Annotated in this window: 19 protein-coding genes; 13 read left to right on the plus strand and 6 right to left on the minus strand. The window is 56.9% G+C overall.

Features of this window, described 5'->3' with window-relative positions; all coding sequences use genetic code 11:
- Positions 1–199: 199 nt before the first annotated feature.
- From GN111_RS27425 to GN111_RS27470, 10 genes are all read left to right on the plus strand, one after another.
- Positions 200–1342 carry an acyl-CoA dehydrogenase family protein gene (locus tag GN111_RS27425; protein ID WP_155306802.1) on the plus strand — a complete coding sequence of 381 codons (1143 nt, stop codon included), beginning with the start codon at positions 200–202 and terminating at the stop codon, positions 1340–1342.
- 75 nt (positions 1343–1417) lie between these two features.
- On the plus strand, positions 1418–2554 hold the full coding sequence (locus GN111_RS27430; RefSeq protein WP_155306803.1) for an acyl-CoA dehydrogenase family protein: 1137 nt from the start codon (positions 1418–1420) through the stop codon (positions 2552–2554).
- A gap of 150 nt (positions 2555–2704) precedes the next feature.
- On the plus strand, positions 2705–3370 hold the full coding sequence (locus GN111_RS27435) for a TetR/AcrR family transcriptional regulator (protein WP_155306804.1): 666 nt from the start codon (positions 2705–2707) through the stop codon (positions 3368–3370).
- 6 nt (positions 3371–3376) lie between these two features.
- Positions 3377–3928, plus strand: coding sequence for a PHP domain-containing protein (locus GN111_RS27440; protein ID WP_155306805.1), 552 nt, complete (start codon positions 3377–3379; stop codon positions 3926–3928).
- Between the two features lie 236 nt (positions 3929–4164).
- Positions 4165–5313 (plus strand): thiolase family protein, encoded by a 1149-nt coding sequence (locus GN111_RS27445; RefSeq protein WP_155306806.1) that lies wholly within the window; start codon positions 4165–4167, stop codon positions 5311–5313.
- 11 nt (positions 5314–5324) lie between these two features.
- The gene (locus GN111_RS27450; protein ID WP_155306807.1) at positions 5325–6506 is read left to right on the plus strand and encodes a thiolase C-terminal domain-containing protein; all 1182 of its coding nucleotides are present in this window, start codon (positions 5325–5327) and stop codon (positions 6504–6506) included.
- A 180-nt stretch (positions 6507–6686) separates the two neighbouring features.
- A complete protein-coding gene (locus GN111_RS27455) occupies positions 6687–9710 on the plus strand; it encodes a long-chain-fatty-acid--CoA ligase (RefSeq protein WP_155306808.1) in 3024 nt (1007 codons plus the stop codon).
- 152 nt (positions 9711–9862) lie between these two features.
- A complete protein-coding gene (locus tag GN111_RS27460; protein WP_155306809.1) occupies positions 9863–10750 on the plus strand; it encodes a MaoC/PaaZ C-terminal domain-containing protein in 888 nt (295 codons plus the stop codon).
- 81 nt (positions 10751–10831) lie between these two features.
- On the plus strand, positions 10832–11992 hold the full coding sequence (locus tag GN111_RS27465; RefSeq protein WP_231715579.1) for an acyl-CoA dehydrogenase family protein: 1161 nt from the start codon (positions 10832–10834) through the stop codon (positions 11990–11992).
- Between the two features lie 328 nt (positions 11993–12320).
- Positions 12321–14174, plus strand: a complete 1854-nt coding sequence (locus tag GN111_RS27470; protein ID WP_155306810.1) for an acyl-CoA dehydrogenase — start codon at positions 12321–12323, stop codon at positions 14172–14174.
- A 574-nt stretch (positions 14175–14748) separates the two neighbouring features.
- Here GN111_RS27470 and GN111_RS27475 read toward each other — a convergent pair.
- Positions 14749–15951, minus strand: coding sequence for an ATP-binding protein (locus tag GN111_RS27475; RefSeq protein WP_231715817.1), 1203 nt, complete (start codon positions 15949–15951; stop codon positions 14749–14751).
- A gap of 22 nt (positions 15952–15973) precedes the next feature.
- On the opposite strand from GN111_RS27475, the gene GN111_RS34535 reads away from it, so the two are divergent.
- Complete coding sequence (locus tag GN111_RS34535; RefSeq protein ID WP_353740192.1) at positions 15974–16234, plus strand: RES family NAD+ phosphorylase; 261 nt, start codon at positions 15974–15976, stop codon at positions 16232–16234.
- A gap of 25 nt (positions 16235–16259) precedes the next feature.
- On the opposite strand, the gene GN111_RS27480 is transcribed toward GN111_RS34535, so the two are convergent.
- The 5 genes from GN111_RS27480 to GN111_RS27500 form a co-directional block, all read right to left on the minus strand.
- Positions 16260–17663, minus strand: a complete 1404-nt coding sequence (locus tag GN111_RS27480) for an efflux transporter outer membrane subunit (protein ID WP_155306811.1) — start codon at positions 17661–17663, stop codon at positions 16260–16262.
- A 283-nt stretch (positions 17664–17946) separates the two neighbouring features.
- Positions 17947–19902 (minus strand): MacB family efflux pump subunit, encoded by a 1956-nt coding sequence (locus tag GN111_RS27485; protein WP_155306812.1) that lies wholly within the window; start codon positions 19900–19902, stop codon positions 17947–17949.
- A 64-nt stretch (positions 19903–19966) separates the two neighbouring features.
- Positions 19967–21163 carry a macrolide transporter subunit MacA gene (gene macA, locus GN111_RS27490; protein ID WP_155306813.1) on the minus strand — a complete coding sequence of 399 codons (1197 nt, stop codon included), beginning with the start codon at positions 21161–21163 and terminating at the stop codon, positions 19967–19969.
- A 341-nt stretch (positions 21164–21504) separates the two neighbouring features.
- A complete protein-coding gene (locus GN111_RS27495; protein WP_155306814.1) occupies positions 21505–21744 on the minus strand; it encodes a hypothetical protein in 240 nt (79 codons plus the stop codon).
- A gap of 62 nt (positions 21745–21806) precedes the next feature.
- Entirely contained in the window at positions 21807–22814 is a 1008-nt protein-coding gene (locus GN111_RS27500) for a PilZ domain-containing protein (protein ID WP_155306815.1), read from the minus strand.
- Positions 22815–23005: 191 nt separating this feature from the next.
- Between GN111_RS27500 and GN111_RS27505 the strand changes: the two genes are divergently transcribed.
- Complete coding sequence (locus GN111_RS27505) at positions 23006–24856, plus strand: GNAT family N-acetyltransferase (RefSeq protein ID WP_155306816.1); 1851 nt, start codon at positions 23006–23008, stop codon at positions 24854–24856.
- Between the two features lie 187 nt (positions 24857–25043).
- Entirely contained in the window at positions 25044–26021 is a 978-nt protein-coding gene (locus GN111_RS27510) for a CoA transferase subunit A (protein WP_155306817.1), read from the plus strand.
- Positions 26022–26082 lie beyond the last annotated feature (61 nt).

The raw sequence follows: 26082 nt of genomic DNA on the forward strand, positions 1-26082 counted from the left end.
AGCAGTCTAAATTCGTAATTTGAACAAGATTCGAATTTATAATTAACTTCAAATATGGCTTGACAAGGAGGTACGGATCAATTAATGGGTGGATTCAAAGGTTGAACAAGATTCGAATTTATAATTAACTTCAACTGAAGCGCCAGTTGCGACGGGCTCCAAACGGCGACTCGCCGATTGAGGGAAGGGAAAAGAGACCATGGATTTTGCATTTACCAAAGAGCAGCTCATGTTCAAGAAAGAGGTCATCCGGTTTGCCAAAAAGGAGATCGTCCCCCGGGTACAGGAGCATGACCTCAAAGAGGCCTTCGATTTCGAATCGTTCCGCAAAATGGGGGAATTCGGTCTGCTGGGGCTGCACTTTCCCACGGAGTACGGTGGGGAAGGCGCCGATGTCGTCACGACGGTGCTGGCCGGCGAAGCACTGGGCGAAGCCGGGGTGGACGGCGGCCTGACCCTGGCTTACGGCGCCCATACCTTTTTATGTGCGGACACCCTTTTCCGCAACGGCACCGAGGAGCAGCGCCGCAATTACATCCCCAGACTGGCTTCGGGAGAGTGGATCGGCTGCATGGGATTGTCCGAGCCTGATGCCGGCTCCGACGTGGCCTCCATGACCACCACGGCGGAAAAACGCGGCGACAGCTATATTCTCAATGGCACCAAAATGTGGATCACCAACGGTCCCATCGCCGACGTGGCCGTGGTCTACGCCAAAACCGATCCGGACCAGGCCCACGCCGGCATCAGCGCTTTCATCGTAGAGAAGGGCACGCCCGGTTTTTCGCCGGGGCGGCCCCTGATCAAGATGGGAGTGCGCACCTCCCAGACCAGCGAACTGGTGTTCAACAACTGTGAAATCCCGGCCGACAACCTGCTGGGAAAAGAGGGCGAAGGCTTTCTCTACGCCATGCAGACCGTGGAGTGGGACCGAAGCGCCCTGTTGGCGCCTTTCGTAGGCGTTACCACTTACATGCTGAAGAAATGCTCCGATTACGCCAAGGGGCGCGTCCAGTTCGGTCGGCCCATCGGCAAATTCCAGGCCATCAAGCACAAACTGGCCGACATGCGCATTTTCGGCGAGGCGGCCCGAACATTGGTCTACCGCATCGCCTGGTGCAAGGACCAGGGGCGCCCCCTCAACCATCTCGAAGCGGCCATCGCTAAATTGTATATCGGCGATTGGAGCCTTGCGGTAACCAACGATGCCGTCACCCTGCACGGTGGCTACGGCTACACCCACGAGTTCGATGTCGAACGAATCTTCCGGGATACCCGGCTGGCACCCATTGGCGGCGGCACCTCCGAGATCCAGAAAATGATTATTTCGAAATTGATTTAACCCTGTTCTAAAAAAGGGAGCGTTTTCGGGATTCGAAAATTAAACCTTTCTTCAGTCGGATCGTAGGAGAAAAACATGAATTTTGATTTTACCGATGAAGAGAAAAACTTTTTCTCTGAAGTTACAAAGGCGATGGAAGCGGTAGCGGAAAACCGGGATTTCGAATCCGGAGATCTCGATACGGTTCGTGACAATCTGGCCGAAGCGCTTGCCGCGCTGGCATCTTCAGGCTACTTGAAACTGGGTCTGAACGCAGAAGATGCCCCGTTTTCCGGGACATTGCCCCTCATGGCGGCCATGGAGCAGTTGTCCGGGATCTCGCCTTCTCTCTTTCTGGCCGTGGAGATGAGTACACGCATGTTCGGCCGGGTGGTAGCGCTTGACCAGGAGGCAGGCAAAAACGCGGACATCCTGTCGGCCCTGGCCGCCGGAAAAACCGTGGGCGCCGTGGCCCTTTCGGAAGAGAGCCTCAACGTGGAAAACGACCCGCTGACGACAATGGCTACCCGTGAAGGCGACGCCGTGCGGGTCAGTGGAACCAAAAGCCTGGTGACCAACGGACCGGTGGCGGACTGGTTTGCCGTCGTAGGCATGCTGGACGAAAAGGTGGCCGTTTTTCTCATCGAAAAAGGTGCCCCCGGGCTGAAATTGACCGACCGCCAGCTTACCATGGGCTATGACGGGCTGGCGATCAGCGGCCTGGAAATCGACGGCTGCAAGGTACTAGCGGATCAGGTCCTGGGACCCTTTGACGCCGCACCCTTTTTGGAACAGTTGAAACTCTGGGAGAATCAGGTTCTCATCGCGTCCTCACTGGGCCTCATGCAGGCAAGCTACATAACAGCAAGGGATTATGCCAAAGAACACCGGTCCGGCGGCAAGCCGATCATTGCCTACCAGGAAGTAGGGTTCAAGCTTTCGGAAATGCTGACGCTCTACCAGACCGCCCAGTTATACGCCTATCGGGCTGCCTGGATGGCCGACGACAGCCCCAAAGAGGCCGGGGTGCTGACCCTGTGCGCCAAGGTTTTCTGCACAGAGTCGGCGGAGATCGTGGCCGGCAAGTCGCTCCAGGTTCAGTCCAAGGACGGCTACCTGGCCGGCGGCAAGGCGGAACGGAGCTACCGCTGCGCCAAATACGGACAGATTGCCGGTGTTTCCACGGAAATCGCCCGGGTCAAGATTGGTGATGCGGCCTTGGGCAGATTTTAGCGCTGCCTGGATAAAACCGCCTTCCGGATCCGAATAAAAGGGTTTGTGTCGGAGCCGGTTTTTCGATAAACAGGCGATGCGACACCGGCAGTACCCGGCAGCGGTTGCCATGGAAATGCTGTCGAAAGCTAACCCGATTCCGGAGAGGAGATGAAAGCTAAGAAAGAAAACCAGGAGAACGGGGCGCCATTGTCCAAAAGCGCCCTGCGCAGGCAGCGCGAGCGTGAGCAGCGTCTGGAGACCATTCTGGGCGCCGCCCAGACCTTGTTCGCCGGGGAAGGCTACCACAAGGCCAGCATGGAAAAGATCGCCGATTCGGCCGAAGTATCCGTCGGCACGCTCTATTTTTACTTCAAGAACAAGGAAGACCTGCTGGTTAAACTGCTCAGCCAGATCGGCTTCGATCTGCGCAACATGCTGGGTGCGGCTTTTAAAAGCGCGGACATTTCGATGGAAGGCATTCGGGAGGCCGGGCGAATTTTTTTCGCCGAGTTTTGCCCCCACTATCCGGAAAGCATCGCCATTTTTTTTCGGGAATCGGTGGGGCAGAGCGAGCTGGTGGAAGCCCATCGAAAGAAGATTTTCGATAAGCTGATCGATGACGTCCGCCAGGCCCTGATCCGGGTATGCGACAATCAGGGCGCCCGGTTCCAGAGCGATCTGTCTGCCGAGGTGATGGCCACCAGCATCATGGGCATGTTCGAACGCATCGCCTACCAGTACCTGATCTGGCAGGACCGCTCCGAGGACTTGGCGGTAATCGGGCAGGATGCCGTGGATTTCATCATCGGTGGCATCGAAAGGCTTTTTCGGTGAAGACTTATGCATCTGAAAGGCGCCCTGCATGTCCACACAACCTGCTCCGACGGCAACCTGTCTATCAAGCAGGTCGTGGCGGCCTATACGGGGCTGGGGTTCGATTTTATCGCCCTGACCGATCACGATTACCTGATGCGCAACGGCTGCTACGATAAGGTGCGGTACCTGAAAACCGACTTGATCGTGTTCACCGGGCTGGAATTGACCGTATTTGAAAAGGGCTACCTGCATGTCAACCGCATTGACGGAGACCGGGAGACGCTGCACATTTTTAACCACCCGGCGGAAATGGACCTTCCGCTGGCCAAGGCGATTGAGCGCATCAACGCCGTGGCCGAGCGGCTGCCCATCGATGCGGTGGAAATCACCACCAAGGGATTTCGAACCCCGGAATACGAGATCGACGCGATTCCCTTTCCCAAAGTGGCCACCGACGATTCCCACACCCGGCAGGGATGCGGCCGGGCCTGGGTCGAAATGGACTGCGCCCGAGATAAAGACAGCATTATCCGGGCGATCAAGAACAACGCATTCTGGAACTGTTATGCTGGCTGAACCATCGTCGCCAGCCGTGTAAGCCGGAAGATCGAGAGCAAAGAAGCCGACTGGATGCCGGTGTCGCAACCCATCCAAGAAAACTTCTCACATAGTTTCGTTCAATCACCAATAGAGAAAAGAAGCGGTAAGGGATTCGATCCGGGAAGCCTTGTCGATCGACAGCCGGCTCGGAGGGCTTCCGGTTTCCGAATCCCAATTCCCCAATCCCCTAATGATCAAGGAGGATCGCTGCCATGGCAAGACGAGTTGGCATTTGTGCGGTGGCACAAACCACCTATGAACCGGACAAATGGTACGAACGTTTCCAGGGCATGGCCCTGGAAGTGCTCGAATCGCTCCAGGAGCAGACCGGCGTTGATTTCTCACCCGGCAAGGGCATCGGCATGTCCATCAACGTTTCGGACGACATCTTCGACGCCCGAACCATTTCCGACAACGGCATGACCGACGTTCTCGGCGCCCACTTCGGGTGCGAAGAGAAGATCGCCCAGGAGGGCATCCAGGCCCTTTATTACGGCATGGCGGCCATTCAGTCGGGACACGAAGATGTGGTGTTGATTCTCGGCCATTGCAAGGAATCCCAGTGCGCCAGCCGCAACATGGTCACCCATGTGGCCTTCGATCCTTTCTACACGCGGCCGGTGGGATTGGATTTCTGCGCTGCCGCCGGACTGCAGGCCCAGGCCTATGCAGACAAGGCCGGCATCACAGATGAGCAGTTGGCCGAGGTCGTGGTTCGATGCCACGCCAATGCGTTGAAGAACGACCGGCTGCCGAAGGTGGAAGCGGTAACGGCCGACCAGGTGATGATGTCGCCCATGCTGGCCGATCCGATTCGCCAGCTGCATGCCTATCCAATTTCCGACGGTGCCGTCGGGATGCTGCTGGTGGCCGAAGACCGCGTGAAAGACTTTACCGACACGCCGGTCTGGATCACCGGTGTGGGCAACTGCATGGATTCCTTCTTTTTGGGCGACCGGGACCTGGCTTCCAATTTCGCCCTGAAGCAGGCCGCTAAGCGCGCATACAAGCGCGCCGGAATCGACGATCCCAAAATCGCCTTCGACGTGGTGGAGGTATCGGATTTTTACGCTTACCAGCAGCCCATGTGGCTCGAAGGCCTGGGAATCTGCGACGGGGGCACGGGCGGTCTGGCTGCCAGCGCCGGGACCGCGGGCAAAGCGGTGATCAATCCCTCCGGAGGAAGCCTGGCCGGCAACCCCCTGATTCTGGGCGGTCTCGTACGGGCGGCGGAAGCCTCCCTGCAACTCATGGGCAAGGCCAATGGGCATCAGGTCAACAATGCCGCTACGGCCCTGGCCCACGGCGTGATGGGGCCGGCGGGACAGTTTCATTCAGTCGTCACCCTGGCACGGGATTAAAGGAGGAAACCATGCAGAAAAATAGAAATGTCGGCATTATCGGCGTCGGACAATCGGTTTACTCCAGTCACCGCGAAGAGGTCAACCAGCCGGAGATGATCCAGGAAGCGGTTGCCGAAGCACTGGAGAATGCAGGAATCACCCTGGATGACGTGGACTGCATCGTTCATGGCAACATGGAATTGTTCGAAATGGTGCATCAGCCGGATTTGTGGCACACCCTGGGCTCCGGTGCTTTTGGCAAGGAATGCCTGCGGGTGACCACCGGCGGAACCACCGGGGCTACCCTGGTATGCGCGGCCGACCATCTGGTGGCTTCGGGCCTTCACGATATTGTATTGGCCATCGGGTTCGAAAAGCTTCAGGAAGGCCATACCACAGGCGGAATCACCAACATGGCCGATCCGTTGTGGGGGCGTCAGCTGCAGACCGGAGCCCTCACCGGCATGACCGCGGCCCAGATGATCGATGAATTCGGCGAGGAGCGTGCCAAAAAGGTGGCCATGAAGTACCGTATTCTCATGGACAAACACGCTATGAAAAACGAGAAGGCCCACCGCCGGTTGGGGCTGGAGTTTGACCAGGCCGAAGACCTGGCGGTCAATTCTCCTGCTCTCGTGGGCGAATTGCGCATGATTCACATGTGCTCCCAGAGCGACGGCGCCTGCGTCATGATCTTCGCATGCGAGGAAAAGGCCAAGGCCCTGTGCGATCAGCCCGCATGGATCAAGGACCACGTCACGGCCCACCGCGAGGAGATGTTCTGCATCTTCGGCGATGCCCCGGTGCTCAGCACCCACCGCTTTGCGGCCAAGAAATTGTTCGAACGCTGCGGCATTTCCGATCCCAGAAAAGAGATCGATCTGTTTGAAATGTACGATCCTTCCAGTTGGTGGGGCTCGGACTGGCTGCGTGAATTTCTCCTGCTGGAGGGCGACGAACACCTGAAGATGATCGAAAACGACGAAATCGCCATGGACGGTGCCTTTCCGGTCAATCCCTCCGGCGGCGTCATCGCCTCCAACCCCATCGGTGCCACCGCCATGGTGCGTGTGGCCGAGGCGGCCCTTCAGGTCATGGGCCGGGCCGGCAGCCACCAGGTTCCCAAGACGGTCAACCAGGCACTGGCCTCCGGCTTCGGCGGCACCATGTGGACCGTGTTGACTCTGTTGACGCGGGAAGTGCCCTGGTGATGACGGAGGCCTGGGGTCGGAGTTCGGAAGTCGGAAGTCGGAAGACGGAAGACGGATGATGGACGACAGAAGACGGAAGACGGAAGTCGGATGACTGAGGTCGGATGACAGAAAAACCGAGAGTAGAAGCGGCTTTTGGCCGCGATTAATCAAAGATTACTCATTTGGAGGAACCTTATCATGAACCTGGGCACCTATCTGGATACGGCCGTGCAGCGCTTCACGGACCTTCCCTATCTCCAGTTTTATGACCAGACCGTTACGTATGGCGAATTCGGCAGGCAGGTCAACATCCTGGCCAATGCTTTGAAACGCCAGGGATTCGAAAAAGGCGATTTTATTCATGTGCTCGTGCAGAACAGCCCCCAGACCCTGATGGCCTACTTCGCCATCCAGAAGATCGGCGCCGTTGCCGGACCGGTCAACGGATGGTGGAAGGCCCCCGAGGTGGAGTACCTGCTCAACGACTCCAAGGGCCGTGGGCTGATCATCGAAGACCAGTATCTGCCCATCCTGGACGAGATCAAGGCCAACTGCCCCCACCTGGAGAAGATCATCGAGGTGAGCGACAATCCGCGTCCCGAGCACATCGATCTCGCCGGTTTGCTGGCCGAAGGCGACGACACGCCGGTCGTGTGCGACGGCGACGCCGAGGATACGGCTTACATTTTTTACACCTCCGGCACCACCGGAAACCCCAAGGGCGTGCTGCTGTCCCACAAGAACGTCCTGGCCGACGTGGACGGGATCACCCGGGCGCTCAACCTGGAAGAGAACATGACCGCCCTGATCTTCCTCCCCCTGTTCCACGTCAATGCCATGATTTCATGCACGTTTGCCCTGGGCATCGGCTTGCAGATCGTTTTGCGCCGGCAGTTTTCCGCCAGCGAATTCTGGGAGGTGGTGGACCGCTACAAGGTAAACTTCTGGTCGGCGGTTCCCGCGGTTTACCAGATCCTGCTTTCGGATCCCACCCGCCAGAAGTACGATCTGAGCAGCCTGCAGTTCGGTATCTGCGGTGCCGCGCCGCTGACCGAAGAGACCATGAAGAAATTCCAAGATACCTTCAACATTCCCATCGTCGAGGGATACGGACTCACCGAGGCCACCTGTGTGAGTACCATCAATCCCCGTGACGGGGTCAGAAAAGTGGGCTCCATCGGCGTGCCGTTGCCCGGTCAGGAGGTCAAGATTCTGGCCGAAGGCGGCAGCGAATGCCCGACCGGCGAGGCCGGCGAAATCTGCATCGGCGGCGACGTGGTCATGAAGGGCTACTTCAACCGGCCCGAGGAAACAACCGAAACTCTTGCCGACGGCTACCTGCACACCGGCGATGTGGGGATCATGGATGAGGACGGCTACATCTTCATCGTCGACCGCATCAAGGACATGATCATTCGCGGCGGCGAGAACATCTACCCCAAGGAGATCGACAACCTGCTGGCCACCCATCCCATGATCCAGGAAGCGGCTACGGTGGGAGTGCCGGACGAGACCATGGGTGAGGAGGTCAAGGTGTTCGTCATTCCGCTGGACGACGAACTCACCGAAGAAGAGGTGATCGACTTCTGCAAAAAGAACCTGGCCAAGTTCAAGGTTCCTAAATACGTCGAGATCCTGGAGGACGATTTTCCCCGCAGCCCCATCGGCAAGGTGCTCAAAAAAGAGCTGCGTCAGTGGGGCCTGACGCCCAGGCCGAAAAAAGCCCAGGGACCCCAGGTAACCGTGGACGATATCTTCGGCACCATGGAGAGCCGGGTCAATCCCGAGGGGGTGGCCGGCGTCAATGCCAACTACGGATACATCATCACCGGTTCCGGCGGCGGCGAATGGACCGTGTGCGTGGCCGTCGGCGACGTGAAGGTCAAGGAAGGTTTGCATGACCCGGCGGTAACGACCACCTGCGCGGCCAAGGACTGGATCGCCATCACGCTGGGCAAGCTGGACGGCATGACGGCCTTTTCCTCGGGCAAGCTCAAGGTGGAAGGGGACATGGGCCTGCTGGTCAAGGCGGCCAATTTCTTCAACAAATACCAGCCTCCGGCAGCGGCTCCCGAAGTGACGGTGGAAGATATCTTCGGCACCATGGAAAGCCGGGTCAACCCCGAGGGAGTGGCCGGGGTCACGGCCAACTACGGGTACATCATCACCGGCTCGGGCGGCGGCGAGTGGACCGTGTGCGTGGCCGACGGCGACGTGAAGGTCAAGGAAGGGCTGCACGACCCTGCCGTGACGACCACCTGCGCGGCCAAGGACTGGATTGCCATCACCTTGGGCAAGCTGGACGGTATGACGGCCTTTACGTCCGGCAAGTTGAAGGTCGAAGGCGATATGGGCCTGCTGACCAAAGCGACCCAGTTTTTCAAAAAGTACACTCCACCGCAGGCGGCGCCCGAGGTGACAGTGGAAGATATTTTCGGCACCATGGAGAGCCGGGTCAATCCCGAGGGGGTGGCCGGAATCACCGCCAAGTACGGTTACATCATCACCGGTTCCGGCGGCGGCGAATGGACCGTGTGCGTGGCCGACGGCGACGTAAAGGTCAAAGAGGGATTGCACGATCCTGACGTGACCACCACTTGCAGCGCCAAGGACTGGATCGCCATCACGCTGGGCAAGCTGGACGGCATGACGGCATTTACCTCCGGTCGGCTCAAGGTGGAAGGCGACATGGGCCTTTTGACCCAGGCAACGAAGTTCTTCAAGAAGTACACGCCGCCGGGTCCCGCCGCCCAGGAGGAGGAGAAGGAAGAATTGCTGCGGCTCAACCAGATCCTCTCCATTCCCCAGCGCTTTGCCACCGGCCCCGTGATGGGAAAATTTCTCAAGGCCTTCAAAGAGAAAAAGATTCTGGCCAACAAGTGCCCCGAATGCGGACGGCTTCAGCTTCCCCCCCGGGAAGTCTGCGCCGAGTGCAAGGTCCGCGCGGAAGAATGGGTGGAAGTCGGTCCCGGTGGGGTTATCGCCACACCGGACATTACCTACTATGCCAGCCCGGATCCGCTTACCGGCGAGAGCCGGGAAACGCCCTATATCTCCGCCCATTTTCTCCTGGACGGCTGCAAGGGGCATGAAACCCTGTGGCACGAACTGGTGGCCGACGACTTTTCCAAGGTCAAGCGCGGGGTGCGGGTGCGCCCGGTATGGAACGAAAAGCGCATCGGGGCCATTACGGATATCAAGTATTTCGAGATCGTGGAGTGACGTGGGCTGATCGATCCTTCGGGAAAGCTGAAAAACACGATAAGAACAAAAAAAGGGTCGAGGAGGAGAGGATTCGAGGGGAAGGTTGAATAAGTTTCACTCGACCCCTTGAATCCTCGAATCCTGGAACCCTTCCTTCAAAAGGAGATCAGATGGATACCAAATATGCCGATAGTTTTGTCGTCGAAGGCAAACTGGCCCTTCCCTATCAGTACTTTGCCGGTCTGACGGGCAGCCGCTTCATCACCACCATCCGGGATCAGAAAAAGATCAAGGGGCTCAAGTGTGAAAGCTGCGGCAAGGTGTTCGTGCCGCCCCGTTCCACCTGCGAGCAATGTTTCGTCGATATTTCCGACAACTGGGTAGATGTGAAAAATACGGGAACGGTGACCGGGTTTACCGTGATCCGCTACAATGAGCCCCACCAGCCCTTTGACCCGCCTTACATCCAGGCCCTGGTTCAGTTGGACGGCGCCGACACCCCCCTGGTTCACATCGTCAAGGGGATTCCCGTCAGCCAGATGAAAAAGGGGCTGCGGGTCAAGGCGGTGTTTGCCAAAAAGACCACGTCCACCATTATGGACATCGACCATTTCCGCCCGGAGGTACAGGACGCCGTCAAGATGGGCTACACGTATGATGAACTGGAGATCGGCATGACCGCCTCGTTCACCAAGACCATCACCGAAACGGATGTCTACCTGTTTGCCGGTATTTCGGGGGATTTCAACCCCATGCACATGAACGAGGAGTTTGCCAAAAAGACGCCTTTCGGCACCCGCATCGCCCATGGGGCTCTGCCCCAGTGTCTTTGCGCTCCGGTGCTGGGCATGAAGCTGCCGGGGTTGGGCACCGTGGCCCTGGAGATCACCACCCGCTTCAAGGCCCCCACCTACTTCGGCGATACCATCACCTGCGTGGGCGAGATCATCGAGAAACTGGAAGACCGCAAGTGGGCGCGCATGTCCCTGACCTGGACCAATCAGGATGGAAAGCTGGTGGCCGAGGGCAAGGCGCTGGTCATGCCGCCCCAGGCATAGGGAATCAGGGAATCAGGAATTGTGGGATTGAGGACTTACGGAATTTAATACTTTGACATCATCGCATTGGAATTAAAAGCCATGAGCATGGAATATTCAACCAAGGCTTCCTGTCAGCAGTATTTCACCAAGGCCCACGACATGGTGCGCCGCTCGGTCAAGGAATTCATCGACAAGGAGGTTAAACCCTTCATCGACGACTGGGAGGAGGCGGGAAGCTTCCCCAAAGAGATTTACAAGAAGGCCGGGGAAGTGGGCATTCTGGGGATCGGCTATCCGGACGAATGCGGCGGAACGCCCGGCGACATCTTTTTCACCATTGCCGCCAGCGAAGAGCTAATGCGTTCGGGCTCCGGCGGCTTCGTGGCCGGACTGGGTTCGTTGAACATCGCCCTGCCGCCCATTGTCCGGCGGGGCACAGACGAACAGAAAGAGAAATTCGTCAACCCGGTGCTTGCCGGCGACCGGATCGCCGCCTTGGCCATTACCGAACCCGGCGGCGGTTCGGATGTCTCCAATCTGGCCACTACGGCCGTGCGCGACGGCGACCATTACGTCGTCAACGGCAGCAAGACCTTTATCACCAGCGGTACTCGGGCCGACCAGATTACCTGTGCCGTGCGTACCGGCGATCCCGGCGCCCACGGCATCAGCATGCTGGTGATCGAAGCCGACACGCCGGGTTATTCGGTTTCCTCTCCGCTTAAAAAGACCGGCTGGTGGGCATCGGACACCGCCGAAATCTTTTTCGACGACTGCCGGGTCCCGGTGAGCAACCGGATCGGCGAAGAGAACCAGGGTTTTTACGCCATTATGGAGAATTTTCAGGGCGAGCGGCTGTCGCTGGCCATCATGGCTTACATGACCGCCCAGATGGCCCTGGAAGAGGCCCAGGCATACGCCAAGGAACGCACCGCTTTCGGCAAAACGCTGACCGGGTTCCAGGTAAACCGCCACAAGCTGGTGGATATGGCCACCCTGGTGGAAGTGGCCAAAGAGTACACCTGGCGGGTGGCCGCAAAGATCGACGCCGGCATCGACCAGATCAAGGAGGTCTCCATGGCCAAGAATTTCGCCTGCAGCGTCAGCGACCGGGTGACCTTCGACGCGGTGCAGCTGTTCGGCGGATACGGATACATGCGCGGCCATCTGGTGGAGCGGCTTTACCGGGATAACCGCATCCTTTCCATCGGGGGCGGGACGACGGAGATTATGAAAGAGATTATTTCCAAACTGATGTAATGCGTGCCCATCCACAAACGGCATCTTTTGGCCCAGGCCGGCGTTCTCACTCCACCGAAATCCTCAACGTAGCGCTGCTACGCCTGCGGTTCCGCTGTCGCTGCGGCCTTGGCCTGAACCAAAATCTACCATTTGTGAATGAGCACGGAATTGAGGAATTGAAAGAATTAAAAAATCCAAACAAATCCTAATAATCCAAATTCAAAACCATGGTGTTTCGATTTTATTTGGTCTTTTGGGTATTGTCATTTGGGATTTATTTGAGATTTGGTGCTTGTTATTTGTAATTTCCGGTTTGTCCGGTATGAAAAATGGGAGCTAAACAACCATGGCATTGGAATTAGCGGAACGACGAGACGTAGATTTCGTATTATATGAACAGTTGGAGTTGGACAAGCTGATCGAACATGATCGGTTTGCGGAGTTCAATAAAAAGACCCTGGACCTGATCGTCACCGAGGCCCGCACGCTGGCCGTCAAGGAACTCTTGCCCGCCAACGTTCCGGGAGACCGGGATGGCTGCATCTTCGAGGCCGGCGTCGTGAAGGTGCCCGAGGTCTACCGCAGGATTTTTGAACTCTACCGAGAAGGGGAGTGGATCGCCCTGTCGGACGACCCGGAGGTAGGCGGACAGGGGCTGCCGGTCACCGCCACCTCGGCGATTCACGAATACTTCGGCGGCGCCAACACCGCCTTCTGCATGTATCCGGGGCTTTGCCACGGGGCCGGCAAACTGGTGGAGATTTTCGGTACCGACGACCAGAAGAAGCTGTACCTGGAGAAGATGTATTCCGGCCAGTGGGGCGGTTCCATGCTGCTTACCGAACCCGATGCCGGCAGTGACGTGGGCAATCTGACCACCTCGGCCAAGAAAAACGATGACGGCACCTATTCCATCACCGGCAGCAAAATCTTCATCACCGGCGGCGAGCAGGACTTGACCGAGAACATTATCCATCCGGTCCTGGCGCGCATTGAAGGGGCACCGGCCGGAACCAAGGGGATTTCGCTGTTTCTGGTGCCCAAGATCCGGGTCAATGCCGACGGCAGTTTGGGCGAGCCCAACGACGTGGTCTGTACGGGTATCGAGGAGAAGCTGGGCATCCATGGCAGCGCCACCTGTTCGCTCACCCTGGGGGGCAAGGGGCAATGCATCGGCACCCTGCTGGGCGAGGAAAACAAGGGCATGCGGGCCATGTTCCACATGATGAACGAAGCCCGGTTGGGTGTGGGAATCCAAGGCTTTGCCATGGCCAGCGCCGCTTTCTCCTTTGCCCTCAATTATGCCCGGGAGCGCAAACAGGGCAGGAACCTGCTCGAGATGATGAATCCCGATGCGCAGTCGGTGCCCATCATCCAACATCCGGACGTGCGGCGCATGCTCATGTGGATGAAGTCCTACGTGGAAGGCATGCGCAGCTTTGTTTACTACGTGGGCAACTGCTTTGATCGCGAGGCCATTGCTGCCGACGACGCCGAGCGGGAGCGCTGGCAGGGGCTGATCGAACTGCTCACCCCGGTGGTCAAGGCCTACTGCACGGACAAGGCCTTCGAGGTTTGCACCCAGGCGGTACAGACCTTTGGCGGCTATGGCTACACCATGGAGTATCCCGTGGAGCAGTACCTGAGAGACAGCAAGATCACCAGCATCTATGAAGGCACCAACGGCATCCAGGCCATGGATTTCCTGGGCCGCAAGCTGGGCATGAAGAAGGGCCGGTATTTCATGGCGCTGCTGGAGGAGATGAACAAGACCGTGGCAGCGGCCAAGGCCGTTCCCGCCTTGGAGGCCATGGCCCTGACCGTGGAAAAGGCGGTCAACCGGCTGGGCGAAACGGCCCTGAACCTGGGCACCACGGCCATGAGTCCGAAGGTGATGACGGCCTTCGCCTTTGCCCAGCCGCTGCTGGAGGTGACCGGCGACGTGGTCATGGGCTGGATGCACCTGTGGCGGGCGGTGGCCGCCGCTCCCGGGCTGGAAAAGCATGCCGGCAGCCTGGATCCGGTTGCCCGCAAGGAAAAGGCGGAGAAGAACAGGCACGCCGCATTTTACGAAGGCAAGCTCCGGGTCGCCGAGTTTTTCATCCACACCCTGTTGCCCACCACCATGGGCAAGATGACGGCCATTTCCGGCGTCTGCGATGCGGCCATGGAGATGCCGGAGCGGTCTTTCGGGAATTAACCGGCAAAAGAACTTATTTTGGATTAAGGGATTGAGGGATTCTCTGGCGAGGCGTCGGTTGTTTTTCAATCCCCAATTCCACAATCCAAAAATTGATGGTCTCGTAAAAAGTACCAAACTCGTCATGCCGGACTTGATCCGGCATCCAGAACACATTGAAATAACTGGATTCCGGCCTGCGCCGGAATGACGACAATATGATAATTTCGACTTTTTGCGAGTTCATCAAAATTGCTGCTGGACTATCTGTGCGGCAACGCCTCGATGCTGCGCCAGCCGAAAACCTCGCCGTGTTTTCTCGAAAGATTTCTGTCTCCACCATAGATCAAATGAAAACAGCCTTCGGGCAACCCAGATATTTTCTTGAAATATTGCGAACCTTACAAAATAGGAATGCCAATCCTAAACTGTAAATGACCGACCACCCGCTCTGCGGGTGGTCGGTGATTGAAGGGATGGGGGATAGACACTTGCCCTGGCTGATCAGATCCAAGTCCCTCCCGTGAAGGACCGAAAGGTCCGGATGTATGGCGGCTTCCGCAGTCGCTGCCTACAAGACGGTTCTACACCAAACCTACTCAATCATGGCAGGCGGTGTCACCCGGATTCCCTTTCTTATCTCATAGGGTTCATCAACCGGGGCGACAATCCATGCTTTATCAGGATTTACGTTGTCGAACAGCTCATAAAAGCCTCGCGACGGCTTTGGCGCTTTTGAGAGTTTACACTCAAAGAAATAGTTCGTCCCCCCACGCTCAAGAATCAAATCCACTTCAGCTCCATTGGATGTCCTCATGAAAGCGGACTTCCAGCGATTATGGCCGGATATCAGGTTCTCGATCACAAAGCCTTCCCAGGATGCACCGGCTACGGGGTGAGCCAGGAGCGCATCATACCCTTCAATATCAAGAAGGGCGTGCAGGATACCGCTGTCCCGGAGATAGACTTTTGGCGATTTGATCAATCGCTTTTTCAGGTTGGCTTCGGCAGGAGGTAATAACCGCACCATGTAGGTTTGTTCCAATAAGGCGAGATACTTTTTCAAGGTAGGAATAGAGATATCGACAGCAGCTGCCAGTTTGCTGTAATTGACCGTTTGTCCGTGATAGTGGGCCAGCAGGCGCCAAAGCCGCTCAATGAGCGGTACCGGGATGGCGAAGCCCAGCGCCGGGATATCCCGCTCCATGAAGGTACGGATAAAATCGTGTCGCCAGTCGAAACTGTCCTGATCATTGGCGGCCAGGGTAGATTCCGGGAAGCCTCCCCTGAGCCAGGCATCCTCCCATGAAATCTTGTCAATCACTTCCCTGAGTTGAAATGGAGTCAGGTCGAGGTAGGCAATACGCCCGGCAAGTGTTTCCGTGGACTGTTTGATCAAATCACGGGAAGCCGAGCCCAGGATAAGAAATCGTCCGGGCCGCCTTTCGTTATCCACCTCCGAACGAAGAACGGAAAAGAATTCAGGGAGGAGTTGAATTTCATCCAGGCAGATAAGTTGTGCTCGATGACGGTCGAAAAACAACTCCGGTTCCGTTAATTTGTTGCGGTCAACCCGGTTCTGAAGGTCCAGGTAAACGGATGGGATCTTTTGCAGGAACTTTTTCGCGGTTGTTGACTTGCCGGATTGTCTGGGACCGAGAAGCGCAACAACCGGAGCACGGTCAAGCGCTTGGCACAACTCCTTTTCAACCAGTCTTGTTATGTATCCATGCATATCGGAAATGACAATGTTAAATTTGCATGGATAATATACCGTATCGACAACGGTGTCAAACACCAAAACCGTTCACCTAATATCGGTGAAATTTCCGGAATCGTTTGTCCATAGGGTAGCGAAAGCGGATTTGCGGCCTGACTGGTCGAATTCTCCGGAACCTGAAAGCATAAAAATTATTGGTGATCGCTGGATTGCGTCAGGATCATCCCCAGAGCTTCGGGTGCCCGGCGTAATCGTACCTGATGAGTGCAATTACCTTCTAAATCCGCAACACTCGGGTTTTGCAACCATCACCATTGGATCCTCCCGCCGATTCAGCATCGACCCGCGTCTATTTGTCTGAATGGCACCGTCACCAAAGGCGGTAACTATTCTTGCTGAGACTCCTCAGCCACAGTCGCATCGCCGCCAAGGGCCTGGTAGAGGGTCATCATGTTTTTTAACTGGTTGTAGCGGTTTTTGGCCAGCGCCAGGTCCGCCGAACGGCGGGTTTCCTGTTGATCCAGCCAATCCTGCACGCCGGTCTTGCCCGACGTATAGCGCACCTCCGAAACCCTTTCGGCCTCTTCGGCCAGGGTCAGGGAGCGGCGCAGGGCGTCTTCCTGGATTCTATAATGCTTGCGGGCCGACAGGGCGTCCTCGACTTCCTGCAAGGCCTCGTAAAGCGTCTGCCTGAACTCGACAACGGCCTGTTCATAATCGGCTTCGGCGATGCGGGTATTCAGCTTGGCCTCGTTCCACTGCACAAAGGGCAAGGTCAGCCCCGCCCCCAGGGATGCCACCGGATTTTGCAGGAAGTTAAACAGCTCGGTGCTGCTGGTGCCTAAGGCCCCGGTCAGGCTCAAGCTGGGATAATAGCTGGCGCGGGTCGAGTTGGCATCGGCCAGGGTGCTGCGCAGGCGCATTTCGGCAGCCATAAGGTCCGGCCGGCTGCCCAGGACAGCCGCCGGGAGGCCGGCATCCAGGGCCGGCATGGGCATTTCGATCAGCCGTTTCGGATCGGCCATCAAATGCTCCGGGGCCTGATCGAACAATACGGCCAGTGCATTGCGGGCCTCGACCATCTGCTGCTCCAAATCGGCCAGATCGGCCTTCTGGCTCTCCACATTCTGTTCCGCCTGCAACAGGTCCAGCCGGGAAACCTCCCCGGCCTCGTATTTTACCTTTACCAGATCCAGGGTTTTTTGTGTGTAAGCGATGCCCTCTTTGCTGGTATCGATGGCCTGGTTGAGATAGGCGATCTGCCAGTACAGGCCGGCGGTGGTTCCCACCAGGGACAGTGCGGTGGCGGCCCGGTCCTGGGCGGTGGCCTGGGCCTCCCATTCGGCGGCGTCGCGACTGCTGGCCAGCTTGCCCCAAAGGTCCAGTTCCCAACTGAGGCTCGTGTTGGTTCCCGAGCTTTCCGTGCGGTCGCCGTGTTCGAGATCCTTTTGAATGCCGCTGCTGGCGCTGACGGACAGGTCCGGCGTAAGGTTGGTGGCTTCCAGGTCGGCGGAAAGGCGCGCCTTGCGGACCTTGATGGTGGCCGCGGCCAGGTCGTTGTTGGTGGTCAGGGCCAGTTCGATCAGGCGGTTGAGCTGCGGATCATCAAACACCAGCCACCACTGCTGCGTTGCCAGGACCTGTTCGCCGGTTTCCGGCTGGGTCAGCCATTGGTCCGGCAAGGCAACCTCTGGCTGCTGATACTCCTTGCGGATCATGCCGGCACAACCGTGCAGGACCAGCAGGCAAAGAAAAGTCGAAAGAATAGCGATGGTTTTGTTGTGGATCATTATCCGATAATTTCCCCCCAGACATTTATTCGGTCCAGAGAACCTGTTCCTTTGGGTAAGGTCATAGATGTTTGGCTCCGCCGTAATAGTCGTGTAGGAATTCAGGAGTCAGAATAAGGTTTTCGCCTTCGGCTTATTCGATCTTTTCCAAAAGACGGAGCGAAGCGACATCAAAATCCTTCTGACTCCTGAATTCTGTCTTCTGACGCCTATTGTATCTCGTGATTGCATTCATCCACCCTTCCAGGGCGAACCCAAAGCCGAGTCCTACGTGCCCGGATATTTATTCCCTTGCCAGGGCCTCGATGGGATCGAGCCGCGCAGCGTTGCGGGCCGGCAAAAAGCCGAACAACACGCCGATGAAGGTCGAGCAGGCAAAGGCCATAACGATCGATAGAATCGAAAACTGCATGGATATGGCGCTGACGAAATACGAAAAAATCACCCCGACCCCGAAGGAGAGCAGGATGCCGATGGTCCCGCCGATCATGCACACTAGTACGGCTTCGATCAGAAACTGCTGCATGATATCGGTCTGCCGGGCGCCTACCGCCATGCGGATGCCGATCTCACGGGTGCGCTCGGTGACGGACACCAGCATGATATTCATCACCCCGATGCCGCCGACTACCAGGGAGATCACCGCAATGGACGAGATCAACAGGGTCAGGGTGGTGGTGGTTTTCTTCACGGTTTTCAAAATGCTGTCGGAGCTGCGGGTGAACACATCCTTGGTGCCGTGGCGGGTGGTCAACAGGTGCTCGATGCCCTGCTGGGCGATCTCGTTGGACATGCCGTCGGCCACGCGCACGGTGATGGAACTGAAAAACTGCTGGCCGGAAATCCTGCTCATGACCGAGGTATAGGGCATCCACACATTCAGGTTCTCGTCCTTGAACGCCGAGTCCTTCTCGGCGGCAACCCCGACGATGGCAACCGGCACGTTGCCGGCAAGAATCGTCTGACCGACCGGTTTTTCGCCGTTTGGAAAAAGTTTCTTTTTGGTATTCTGATCGATCACCGCCACCTGGGACAGATTTCTGATGTCGCGTTTCAGAAGGGTTCGTCCTTTTTCCATGGTAATGTCTTTGACGCGGAAATAGGCTTCTCCGACACCCTTGATGGAAGCGCTGGCCACGATATTGCGGTAGCGCAACTGCTCGCTGGAATTGATGTTTGGCGTCAGGCTGTCCACATAAACCTGAGCGCCAAGCGCTTCCAGGTCCGCCGGAACCAGGGTTTCGACCCGTCCCGAGCGGATATCGCCCCATCCCTTACCGGGATAGATATCGATGGTGTTGGTGCCGATGGAACTGATATCGTCGATTACCTTCTTTTTGGCACCCAGTCCCACGGCAACCACACTGACGACCGCCGTTATGCCGATGACGATGCCCAGCATGGTCAAAAAGGTTCGCAGGCGATGGGTGGTCATGGCGATCCAGGCCATCTTGAAGGCCTCCAGGAACAGGCCGAACTGGGTGACCCACCGGCTGTGTGCATGTGCCTGGGATGTTCTTCGGCCTTCGACTGCAATGGCGTCGGGGGCATCGGGGTTGGGCTCGTCGGAGATGATTTCTCCGTCCATGATCTTGACGATCCGCTGGGCCTGGCGGGCCACCGTGGCATCGTGGGTGACCAGGATAATGGTGTGCCCCCGGGCATGAAGTTCCCGCAAAATTCCGATTACTTCCATGCCGCTCTTGCTGTCCAGCGCGCCGGTGGGCTCGTCGGCCAGGATCACTTCCCCGCCGTTCATCAGAGACCGGGCAATGCTGACCCGCTGCTGCTGGCCTCCGGACAACTGGCCGGGCCGGTGATGGCCCCTGCCGGCCAGCCCCAATCGCTCCAGAAGCGATGTGGCGCGGGCCGCGCGCACCTTTTTGTTGATGCCATTGTAAACGGCGGGCATCTCGGTGTTGCCGACGGCGTCGAGGTGGGACAACAGGTGGTAGCTCTGGAAAATGAAGCCGAAGTGGTCCCGCCGCAAAGCGGCCAGTTCGTCGCTGTCCAGACGGCCGGTCTCTTTGCCGTCCACCGTGTAACTGCCGGCAGTGGGACGGTCCAGACACCCGAGAATATTCATCAGGGTCGATTTGCCCGAGCCGGAGGCGCCCATGATGGCGATCATTTCACCGGCGTGGATCTTCAGATTCAGCCCTTTTAGCACTTTGACCCGCTTCTCACCCGACGGGAAAGAGCGCTCCAGTTCGGCTATTTCAAGCAGTACCCTGCGCATGGTTTTATCCTAAAATTAGCGATCCGCTTTTAGCAATTCGTTGTCAGCCCTTATCTGTGGAACCCTACCTTCCGGGAGGCGGCCCCCTGAAACGTTTTTGCCGACTGGAAAGATCTTGGGCGGCGGACTGCGAGTCGCCGACCACTACCCGCTCCCCTTCGCTCAGCCCGCTGACCACCTGGATGTGGATATTGTCCTTGAAGCCAGTTTCGATCCGCCGGGGTTCCGCACGGCCATCTTTGAGCACGCGTACCTCATAGCGGCCGTTGCCCAGGTCGCTGCCCAAAACCGACAATGGAATGGAAAGCGCCTTTTTGACCTCTCCTAGGACGATGGAGACCTGGGCGGTCATGAAAATCCGCAGCTTGCGATCAGGGTTGTTCACCTCGAACTGGCCGTTATAATAGGTTGCGGCGGAGCTGATGGTTTTGGCCGAGGTATCCGTATCGGTAATGCTTTCCGGCGCCGGGTCCACCGAGCGAAGCACGCCTTCGTAGCGGGTGTCCGGATCTCCGAGGGTACTGAAAAAGACCGGCATGCCCGGTTTGACGCGAATGACATCCGCCTCGGAGATCAGGGATTTTACGGTCATGACATCCAGGTTGGCCAGAATCAAAATGGTGGGCGCGGACTGGGTGGACACCAGGGTCTGTCCTTCGTCGGTTTCCACCGCCACGACCGTTCCGTCCATGGGCGCCACAATCTGGGTGTAGGCGAGGTTGGTTTTGGCCGTATCCAGGGCGATCTTGGCCTGGGCGATGCTGGCATCCAGGGCGTCGATATCGGCCCTGGCGCTCTCCAGGTTGGCCCGGGCGCTTTCCAGATCCGCCTTTGCCGAGGCATCCCGGGAGCGCATGGTCTGCTGGCGTTCGTATTCCAGTTCATACTGTTTCAGCAATGCCTCTTTGGACCGTTTCTGAGCCCGGACACTTTTCAGTTGGGCTTCGGCGTCCTTGAGGTCGTTCTGCTTGACCGACGGATCGATCACCGCCAGCAGTTGCCCCTTTTTCACCTGATCGCCCAAAGAAACCTTCAGCGTTTCGATCTGTCCGGACACCTGGGCGCCCACGTTCACCTTCCTGTAGGCATCCAGGACCCCCGTGCAGGAGACGGTCTCCTGAATATCCCGTTTGACTGCAGGCACCGTGACATAGTCGGGCTGCTCTGCCGGCTGCAGCCGTTTAAGCGCATACCAGACGCCTGCCGTGACGATCAGCACCACCATTGCAGCAACCCAATACCGTAGCTTCCTTTTTTGCATGTCGTATTTGTCCTGAAAATCCTTTTTCCCGCGGTTAACCTTTCGAAAACGCATTCCAATTTTTATCCAAAAACGCCGCTGAAATCCGTCCGCTATTTATCGGTACCTTCGGTTGGCATGCGCCGTTTTTCCACTGCTATATAAACGCCGGAAAAAGCGTTTTCCTGCGAAATTATTTTTAACGGGTTCGGAGGCTGTCAGGGGTTCTTCAAGGATTGGGATGAGAAGCGGTTCGGTAAGAAAGGATCACCGGTTGAAAAAGCACAGAAGATCATCCGCCATGCCGGAAGGGAACATGATCGTAGAGCATGCATTCGCCGGCCCGCCGGAAAAAAGGCGCGCTATCTGCCCTTGATCTGATTGAACGGCTTGCCTTCGTCGTTGCCGACCCATTTAACGGCGCCGGTTGCCGTATCGATAATGAACAGATCGGGGAAATTGCCCCTGACGACGGCCGTCAGCCGGTACCTGCCGATCTGCGGCCTGTCGCCGATGGAGACGGCACCGGTCAGCAGCAAAAAGATCAGGGCAATAACGATCCCCAGCAGGACCAAACCCGGTTTTTCAAACATCGATTTCATGGCGGTGCCTCCCTGGTTTTCAAGGTTGCGGTCAACCGAACCATCACTCCGGTAAATTTTTTTTACGCATGACCGGTTGGCGACGCAATGGGAGAACAGCACGATTCGATCAGGCTGTTGATTACCTGCTTTTGCTCCGGTATGATCGACTGAAAATGAACGCCGATGCCCCCGGCATCCTTGCGCACGACCTTCCCCCCAATTTCGCAGGACCGCTCCAGCATGGGAGAATAAAGGGTCAGCACCATTTTCTGCCCCATCCCGACGGACTGCTCAGTTTCGATATACGCGCCGCCCTCGCTCAGATCGCGCATATAACACTGGTAGCGGGTATCGTCGATGCGGTATTCCACTCCCACCAGACAGTCATAGCGGGTGTGCCGGCGCAGGTTGTGCCGCCGGCTCAGTGTTTCGTCCATGACCCGCCCGCTTTCCAGCAGCAGGGTCATCAGGGGTGTGTCGATTTCCGTTTCCAGTTCCCGGGGCTTGTAGTCAATGTCGATCCGTACATTCTGCCAGTTGAGAATTTCCAGGGCAGCCGGCTTGCTGGTAAGCCTTTTCACCCTGGCCGCAACGAGTCTGCCATTGATGATATAGAGGGTGCCGGACTTGGATTTGGCGGTAATCAGCAGGGTGCAGGAGCGCCCCTCGAGCTCGATCACCTGCAGCAAGAAGGAAAGGGACAGGCCCCGGAATTGCCCCCCGAAGTCGATCTGAAGTTCCGTGAAAATCCGTTTGGTGAGCATGCTGAGGTCAAGAATCTGATCGAAGTGGATGACAGAAGGCATCGCTTTGATTTTGCTGCGCAGCCCATCGCTGGCATTGTCGGTGACAAGAATGGTGCAGATTCCGGGATCGTCGGAAACCAGCAGGGCCAGCTTGAAGGCATCGGTCTCCGGGATGTGCATGCCGGTTATCAGGATGTGGATGGTTTTTTGGGCAAGAATTTCCAGCGCCGAAGGGATGTCGCCGGCCGGAAATACCTGAATGAAATGGCTCTGATTCTTCAGCAACCCGGAAAAGATGTAAAGGGTGAAAGGATCGTTATCGACAATCAGGATATTTTGCATGGGACAAAAAATAGTCTAAAATGGATTTGCATCCGGATTTTTTTACCGTGTAATATGATTCGATTCATGGACATTCATCTTCGTTATCCTGTCCTGCAGGATTCTACCGAACCCATGGGTATTTGTCCATATTAACGGCGTAAAAGGCATGAAATGATCCAATTGCGTAACAGCGAGGCCTCTTGTCGAAAATGAAAACTCGCCCGATCTGGAAGGAGAGCGTTTCGACTTCCGAAAACGTGCTGGAAAAAATCAAACCGGGCATGCGGGTTTTCATCGGTACCGACGTGTCGGAACCGTTGACACTGGTCCGATATCTGAAAGAATCCAACGCCGACAACCTTTTGGATCTGGAACTGTTTCAATTGGTGAGCCTTGGAGAGGCCATCGAGGTAACTGCCCGGCACTCGGACAAATATCGTCTGAAAACGTTTTTCAGTGGATGGGAGGCCCGCGAAGCCGTTTCCGAAGGATTCGCCGATTTCATTCCCAGCCGCTATTACCAGATCCCAGCGGTATTCAAATCCGGTCAGATTCCCATCGACGTCGCTTTCGTCCAGATCACACCTCCGAACAAGGCGGGCTTTTGCAGCCTGGGCGTTTGTGCGGATGTGGCCCTGGCCGCCATCGAAAAGGCGACCCTGGTGGTCGGCGAGATCAACACCCAAATCCCATGGACCTTCGGGGATACCTTTGTTCCTTTCTCGAAATTCGATATGACCGTCGAAAGCACCGAACCGCCGATCTATTTCGACCGGTGGAAGGTGGACGAGATTTATGATCGTCTCGGGGCCAATGTCGCGACCCTGATCGAGGACGGCAGTTGTATCGGTTTTTCGGTGGGCCCGCTTTACGAATCTCTGGGCCACCACCTCCGATCAAAGCGTGACCTGAGCATCCACACCCCATTTTTTTTCGACAATCTGATGGATCTGGTCAATTCCGGAGCAGTGACCAACCGCCACAACAGCGTATCGCCGGGAAGATCCCTGACATCCTATGCTATCGGCACCCGTAAGCTGATGCATTGGCTGGACAACAATCCCCTGGTAGAATTTAGAAGCATCGATCAGGTATTCGATCCCATTCATATCAGCCGAACCCCCAAAGTTGTGGCGGTTCTGCCAGCCCGTGAAATCGATCTGTCGGGGAGACTGACCCTTCATACCGGAAAAGGCAATGTGGGCTCGGGACCCAGCGAAGTGGTCGATTTTTTCAACGGAGCCCTGATATCCGAAGGCGGCCGGGCCATTTTTGCGCTCACCAGCCGCAACCGCGAGGGAAAATCGAACATTCTGATTTCGGTTCGAAGACAGCCGAACCAATTCAGCTTGTGGGAATCGGTGACCACGGTGGTTACCGAATATGGATCGGTTAACATGAAGGGCCGTTCAGTTCGTGAACGCGCCCAGGCACTGATCGATATTGCCCACCCGGATGACCGGGCCGAATTGGTGGCAGAGGCCAAAAGAAGAAAAATCATCTACCCGGATCAGATTTTCCTCACGGAAAGCGCCTATCTTTACCCGACTGAGATCGAATTCGAAAAGACACTCAAGAAAGATACCAGGGTTCATTTTCGGGCACTGAAACCTTCCGATGAAGAAAACATGCGCAAGTTCTTTTACCGGCTGTCCACCAAATCGGTTGAGTACCGTTTTTTTTACCCCATCCAAACCATGTTTCACTCCGATATGCAGGAGTACGTCAACATTGACTACCGCTATTCTCTGTCGCTGGTCGGGCTGCCTGAGGATCCCGACTGCGACCGGATTGTTGCCGAAGCGCGCTTTGACCAGCTCGATTCCGAGACGCCTTATGCTGAATTATCGTTCATGGTGGACGAAGAGTATCAGAATATCGGCATCGGCACCTGCCTTTGCGAAAAACTGACGCTCCTGGCCAAAGAGCGGCAATTAAAAGGATTTACCGCCGATATATTGATCGAAAACAAAAAGATGCGTCGTGTTTTCCGGAAGATGGGCTGGAACATAAAATCCAGACGCTCCGGAGGGATCGAACGGCTCACCATGGATTTTTAGAACTGATTGCAATCCGGCCATCGCCAAGCTTTCACCTTGACAACACCTTTGGCGTTGCAATAAACGAATTTTTCACGCAGGTCGTATCGTAGCGATTGGATCGTCTATCTTTTAGCGTTCCGGCAGCTTTCGATTCCCTGGCCACCAACAATCAATTTTCAAACCGAGCGTTCCGAAAAGCAGGCCTATGAATCTCGATGCCAACAAGTTGATGCCCATATCGGAGGCCGTTGACCGTTTTGTACCCGATGGCGCCCACATTTCCATCGGTGGATTCACCATCAACCGCAATCCCATGGCAGCTGTGTACGAAATCATCCGCCAGAAAAAACGCCATTTGCATCTGTACGCCCACTCCAATGGGCAGGGGGTCGATGAACTGATCGGGGCAGGCTGTGTGGACCGCCTCGAAATCGCCTACGGCGGCAACGGCCGATTCGCCTCTACTTGCATCCGTTTTCGCAAGGCGGTGGAGTCCGGCCGGCTGGCGGTGGAGGATTACTCCAATTACCAGATGACCCTGCGGTTCATGGCCGGCGCCATGGGGGTCCCTTTTTTGCCCACACGGAGTTCATTGGGGTCGGATATCGCCAATCGGTGGGGCTTTTCAACAACCCTGCGCCGGGAGGAGCCGCGCCTGCCTGATCGCAAACTGGTGATTCAGGATAATCCCTTTGAAGGCTGGTGCGATACCGAGAAGGTCGTGCTGGTGCCGGCCATCAATCCCGACGTCACCATCATTCATCTGCAGGCCGCCGACCGGCAGGGAACCGGCCGCATCACCGGACTGCCCTTCGCCGACGTGGAGCAGGCCAAAGCCGCCAAACGCCTGATCGTCACCTGCGAAACGCTGGTCGAAGACGATCTCCTGCGAGGGGCGCCGGAGCGCAACCAGATTCCCTTCTTCTGTGTGGATGCCGTGGTGCATCTGCCCATGGGCGCATGGCCGACAGCCTGCTACCGCCATTACGATTACGATCCGAGCCGGCTGCACCACTACCGCCAGGCAGCACTGGACGATGGGCGCTACCGGGACTACCTGGAAACGGAAGTTCTCTCGACGGGCAGCCACGAGGAGATGATCGGCCGCATCGATCCTGCGCAGCTGGAGAAGATCAAGGCGGATGAGCGGACGGGGTATGCGGTGGGGTTGGACCGGCGATAAGTAACGGAAAGGGCATCTATCACCCGATTTCGGCGTTGGGCGGCGAATCCGAATCCTTGAA

The sequence above is a fragment of the Desulfosarcina widdelii genome, assembly GCF_009688965.1.
In the GTDB taxonomy this organism is placed as follows: domain Bacteria; phylum Desulfobacterota; class Desulfobacteria; order Desulfobacterales; family Desulfosarcinaceae; genus Desulfosarcina; species Desulfosarcina widdelii.

Excerpts from the sequence above, each read along its gene's own strand:
- GN111_RS27425 (WP_155306802.1), top strand. The coding sequence starts at position 200 with ATGGATTTTGCATTTACCAAAGAGCAGCTCATGTTCAAGAAAGAGGTC.
- GN111_RS27430 (WP_155306803.1), top strand. The coding sequence starts at position 1,418 with ATGAATTTTGATTTTACCGATGAAGAGAAAAACTTTTTCTCTGAAGTT.
- GN111_RS27435 (WP_155306804.1), top strand. The coding sequence starts at position 2,705 with ATGAAAGCTAAGAAAGAAAACCAGGAGAACGGGGCGCCATTGTCCAAA.
- GN111_RS27440 (WP_155306805.1), top strand. The coding sequence starts at position 3,377 with ATGCATCTGAAAGGCGCCCTGCATGTCCACACAACCTGCTCCGACGGC.
- GN111_RS27445 (WP_155306806.1), top strand. The coding sequence starts at position 4,165 with ATGGCAAGACGAGTTGGCATTTGTGCGGTGGCACAAACCACCTATGAA.
- GN111_RS27450 (WP_155306807.1), top strand. The coding sequence starts at position 5,325 with ATGCAGAAAAATAGAAATGTCGGCATTATCGGCGTCGGACAATCGGTT.
- GN111_RS27455 (WP_155306808.1), top strand. The coding sequence starts at position 6,687 with ATGAACCTGGGCACCTATCTGGATACGGCCGTGCAGCGCTTCACGGAC.
- GN111_RS27460 (WP_155306809.1), top strand. The coding sequence starts at position 9,863 with ATGGATACCAAATATGCCGATAGTTTTGTCGTCGAAGGCAAACTGGCC.
- GN111_RS27465 (WP_231715579.1), top strand. The coding sequence starts at position 10,832 with ATGAGCATGGAATATTCAACCAAGGCTTCCTGTCAGCAGTATTTCACC.
- GN111_RS27470 (WP_155306810.1), top strand. The coding sequence starts at position 12,321 with ATGGCATTGGAATTAGCGGAACGACGAGACGTAGATTTCGTATTATAT.
- GN111_RS27480 (WP_155306811.1), bottom strand. The coding sequence starts at position 17,663 with ATGATCCACAACAAAACCATCGCTATTCTTTCGACTTTTCTTTGCCTG.
- GN111_RS27485 (WP_155306812.1), bottom strand. The coding sequence starts at position 19,902 with ATGCGCAGGGTACTGCTTGAAATAGCCGAACTGGAGCGCTCTTTCCCG.
- macA (WP_155306813.1), bottom strand. The coding sequence starts at position 21,163 with ATGCAAAAAAGGAAGCTACGGTATTGGGTTGCTGCAATGGTGGTGCTG.
- GN111_RS27495 (WP_155306814.1), bottom strand. The coding sequence starts at position 21,744 with ATGAAATCGATGTTTGAAAAACCGGGTTTGGTCCTGCTGGGGATCGTT.
- GN111_RS27500 (WP_155306815.1), bottom strand. The coding sequence starts at position 22,814 with ATGCAAAATATCCTGATTGTCGATAACGATCCTTTCACCCTTTACATC.
- GN111_RS27505 (WP_155306816.1), top strand. The coding sequence starts at position 23,006 with ATGAAAACTCGCCCGATCTGGAAGGAGAGCGTTTCGACTTCCGAAAAC.
- GN111_RS27510 (WP_155306817.1), top strand. The coding sequence starts at position 25,044 with ATGAATCTCGATGCCAACAAGTTGATGCCCATATCGGAGGCCGTTGAC.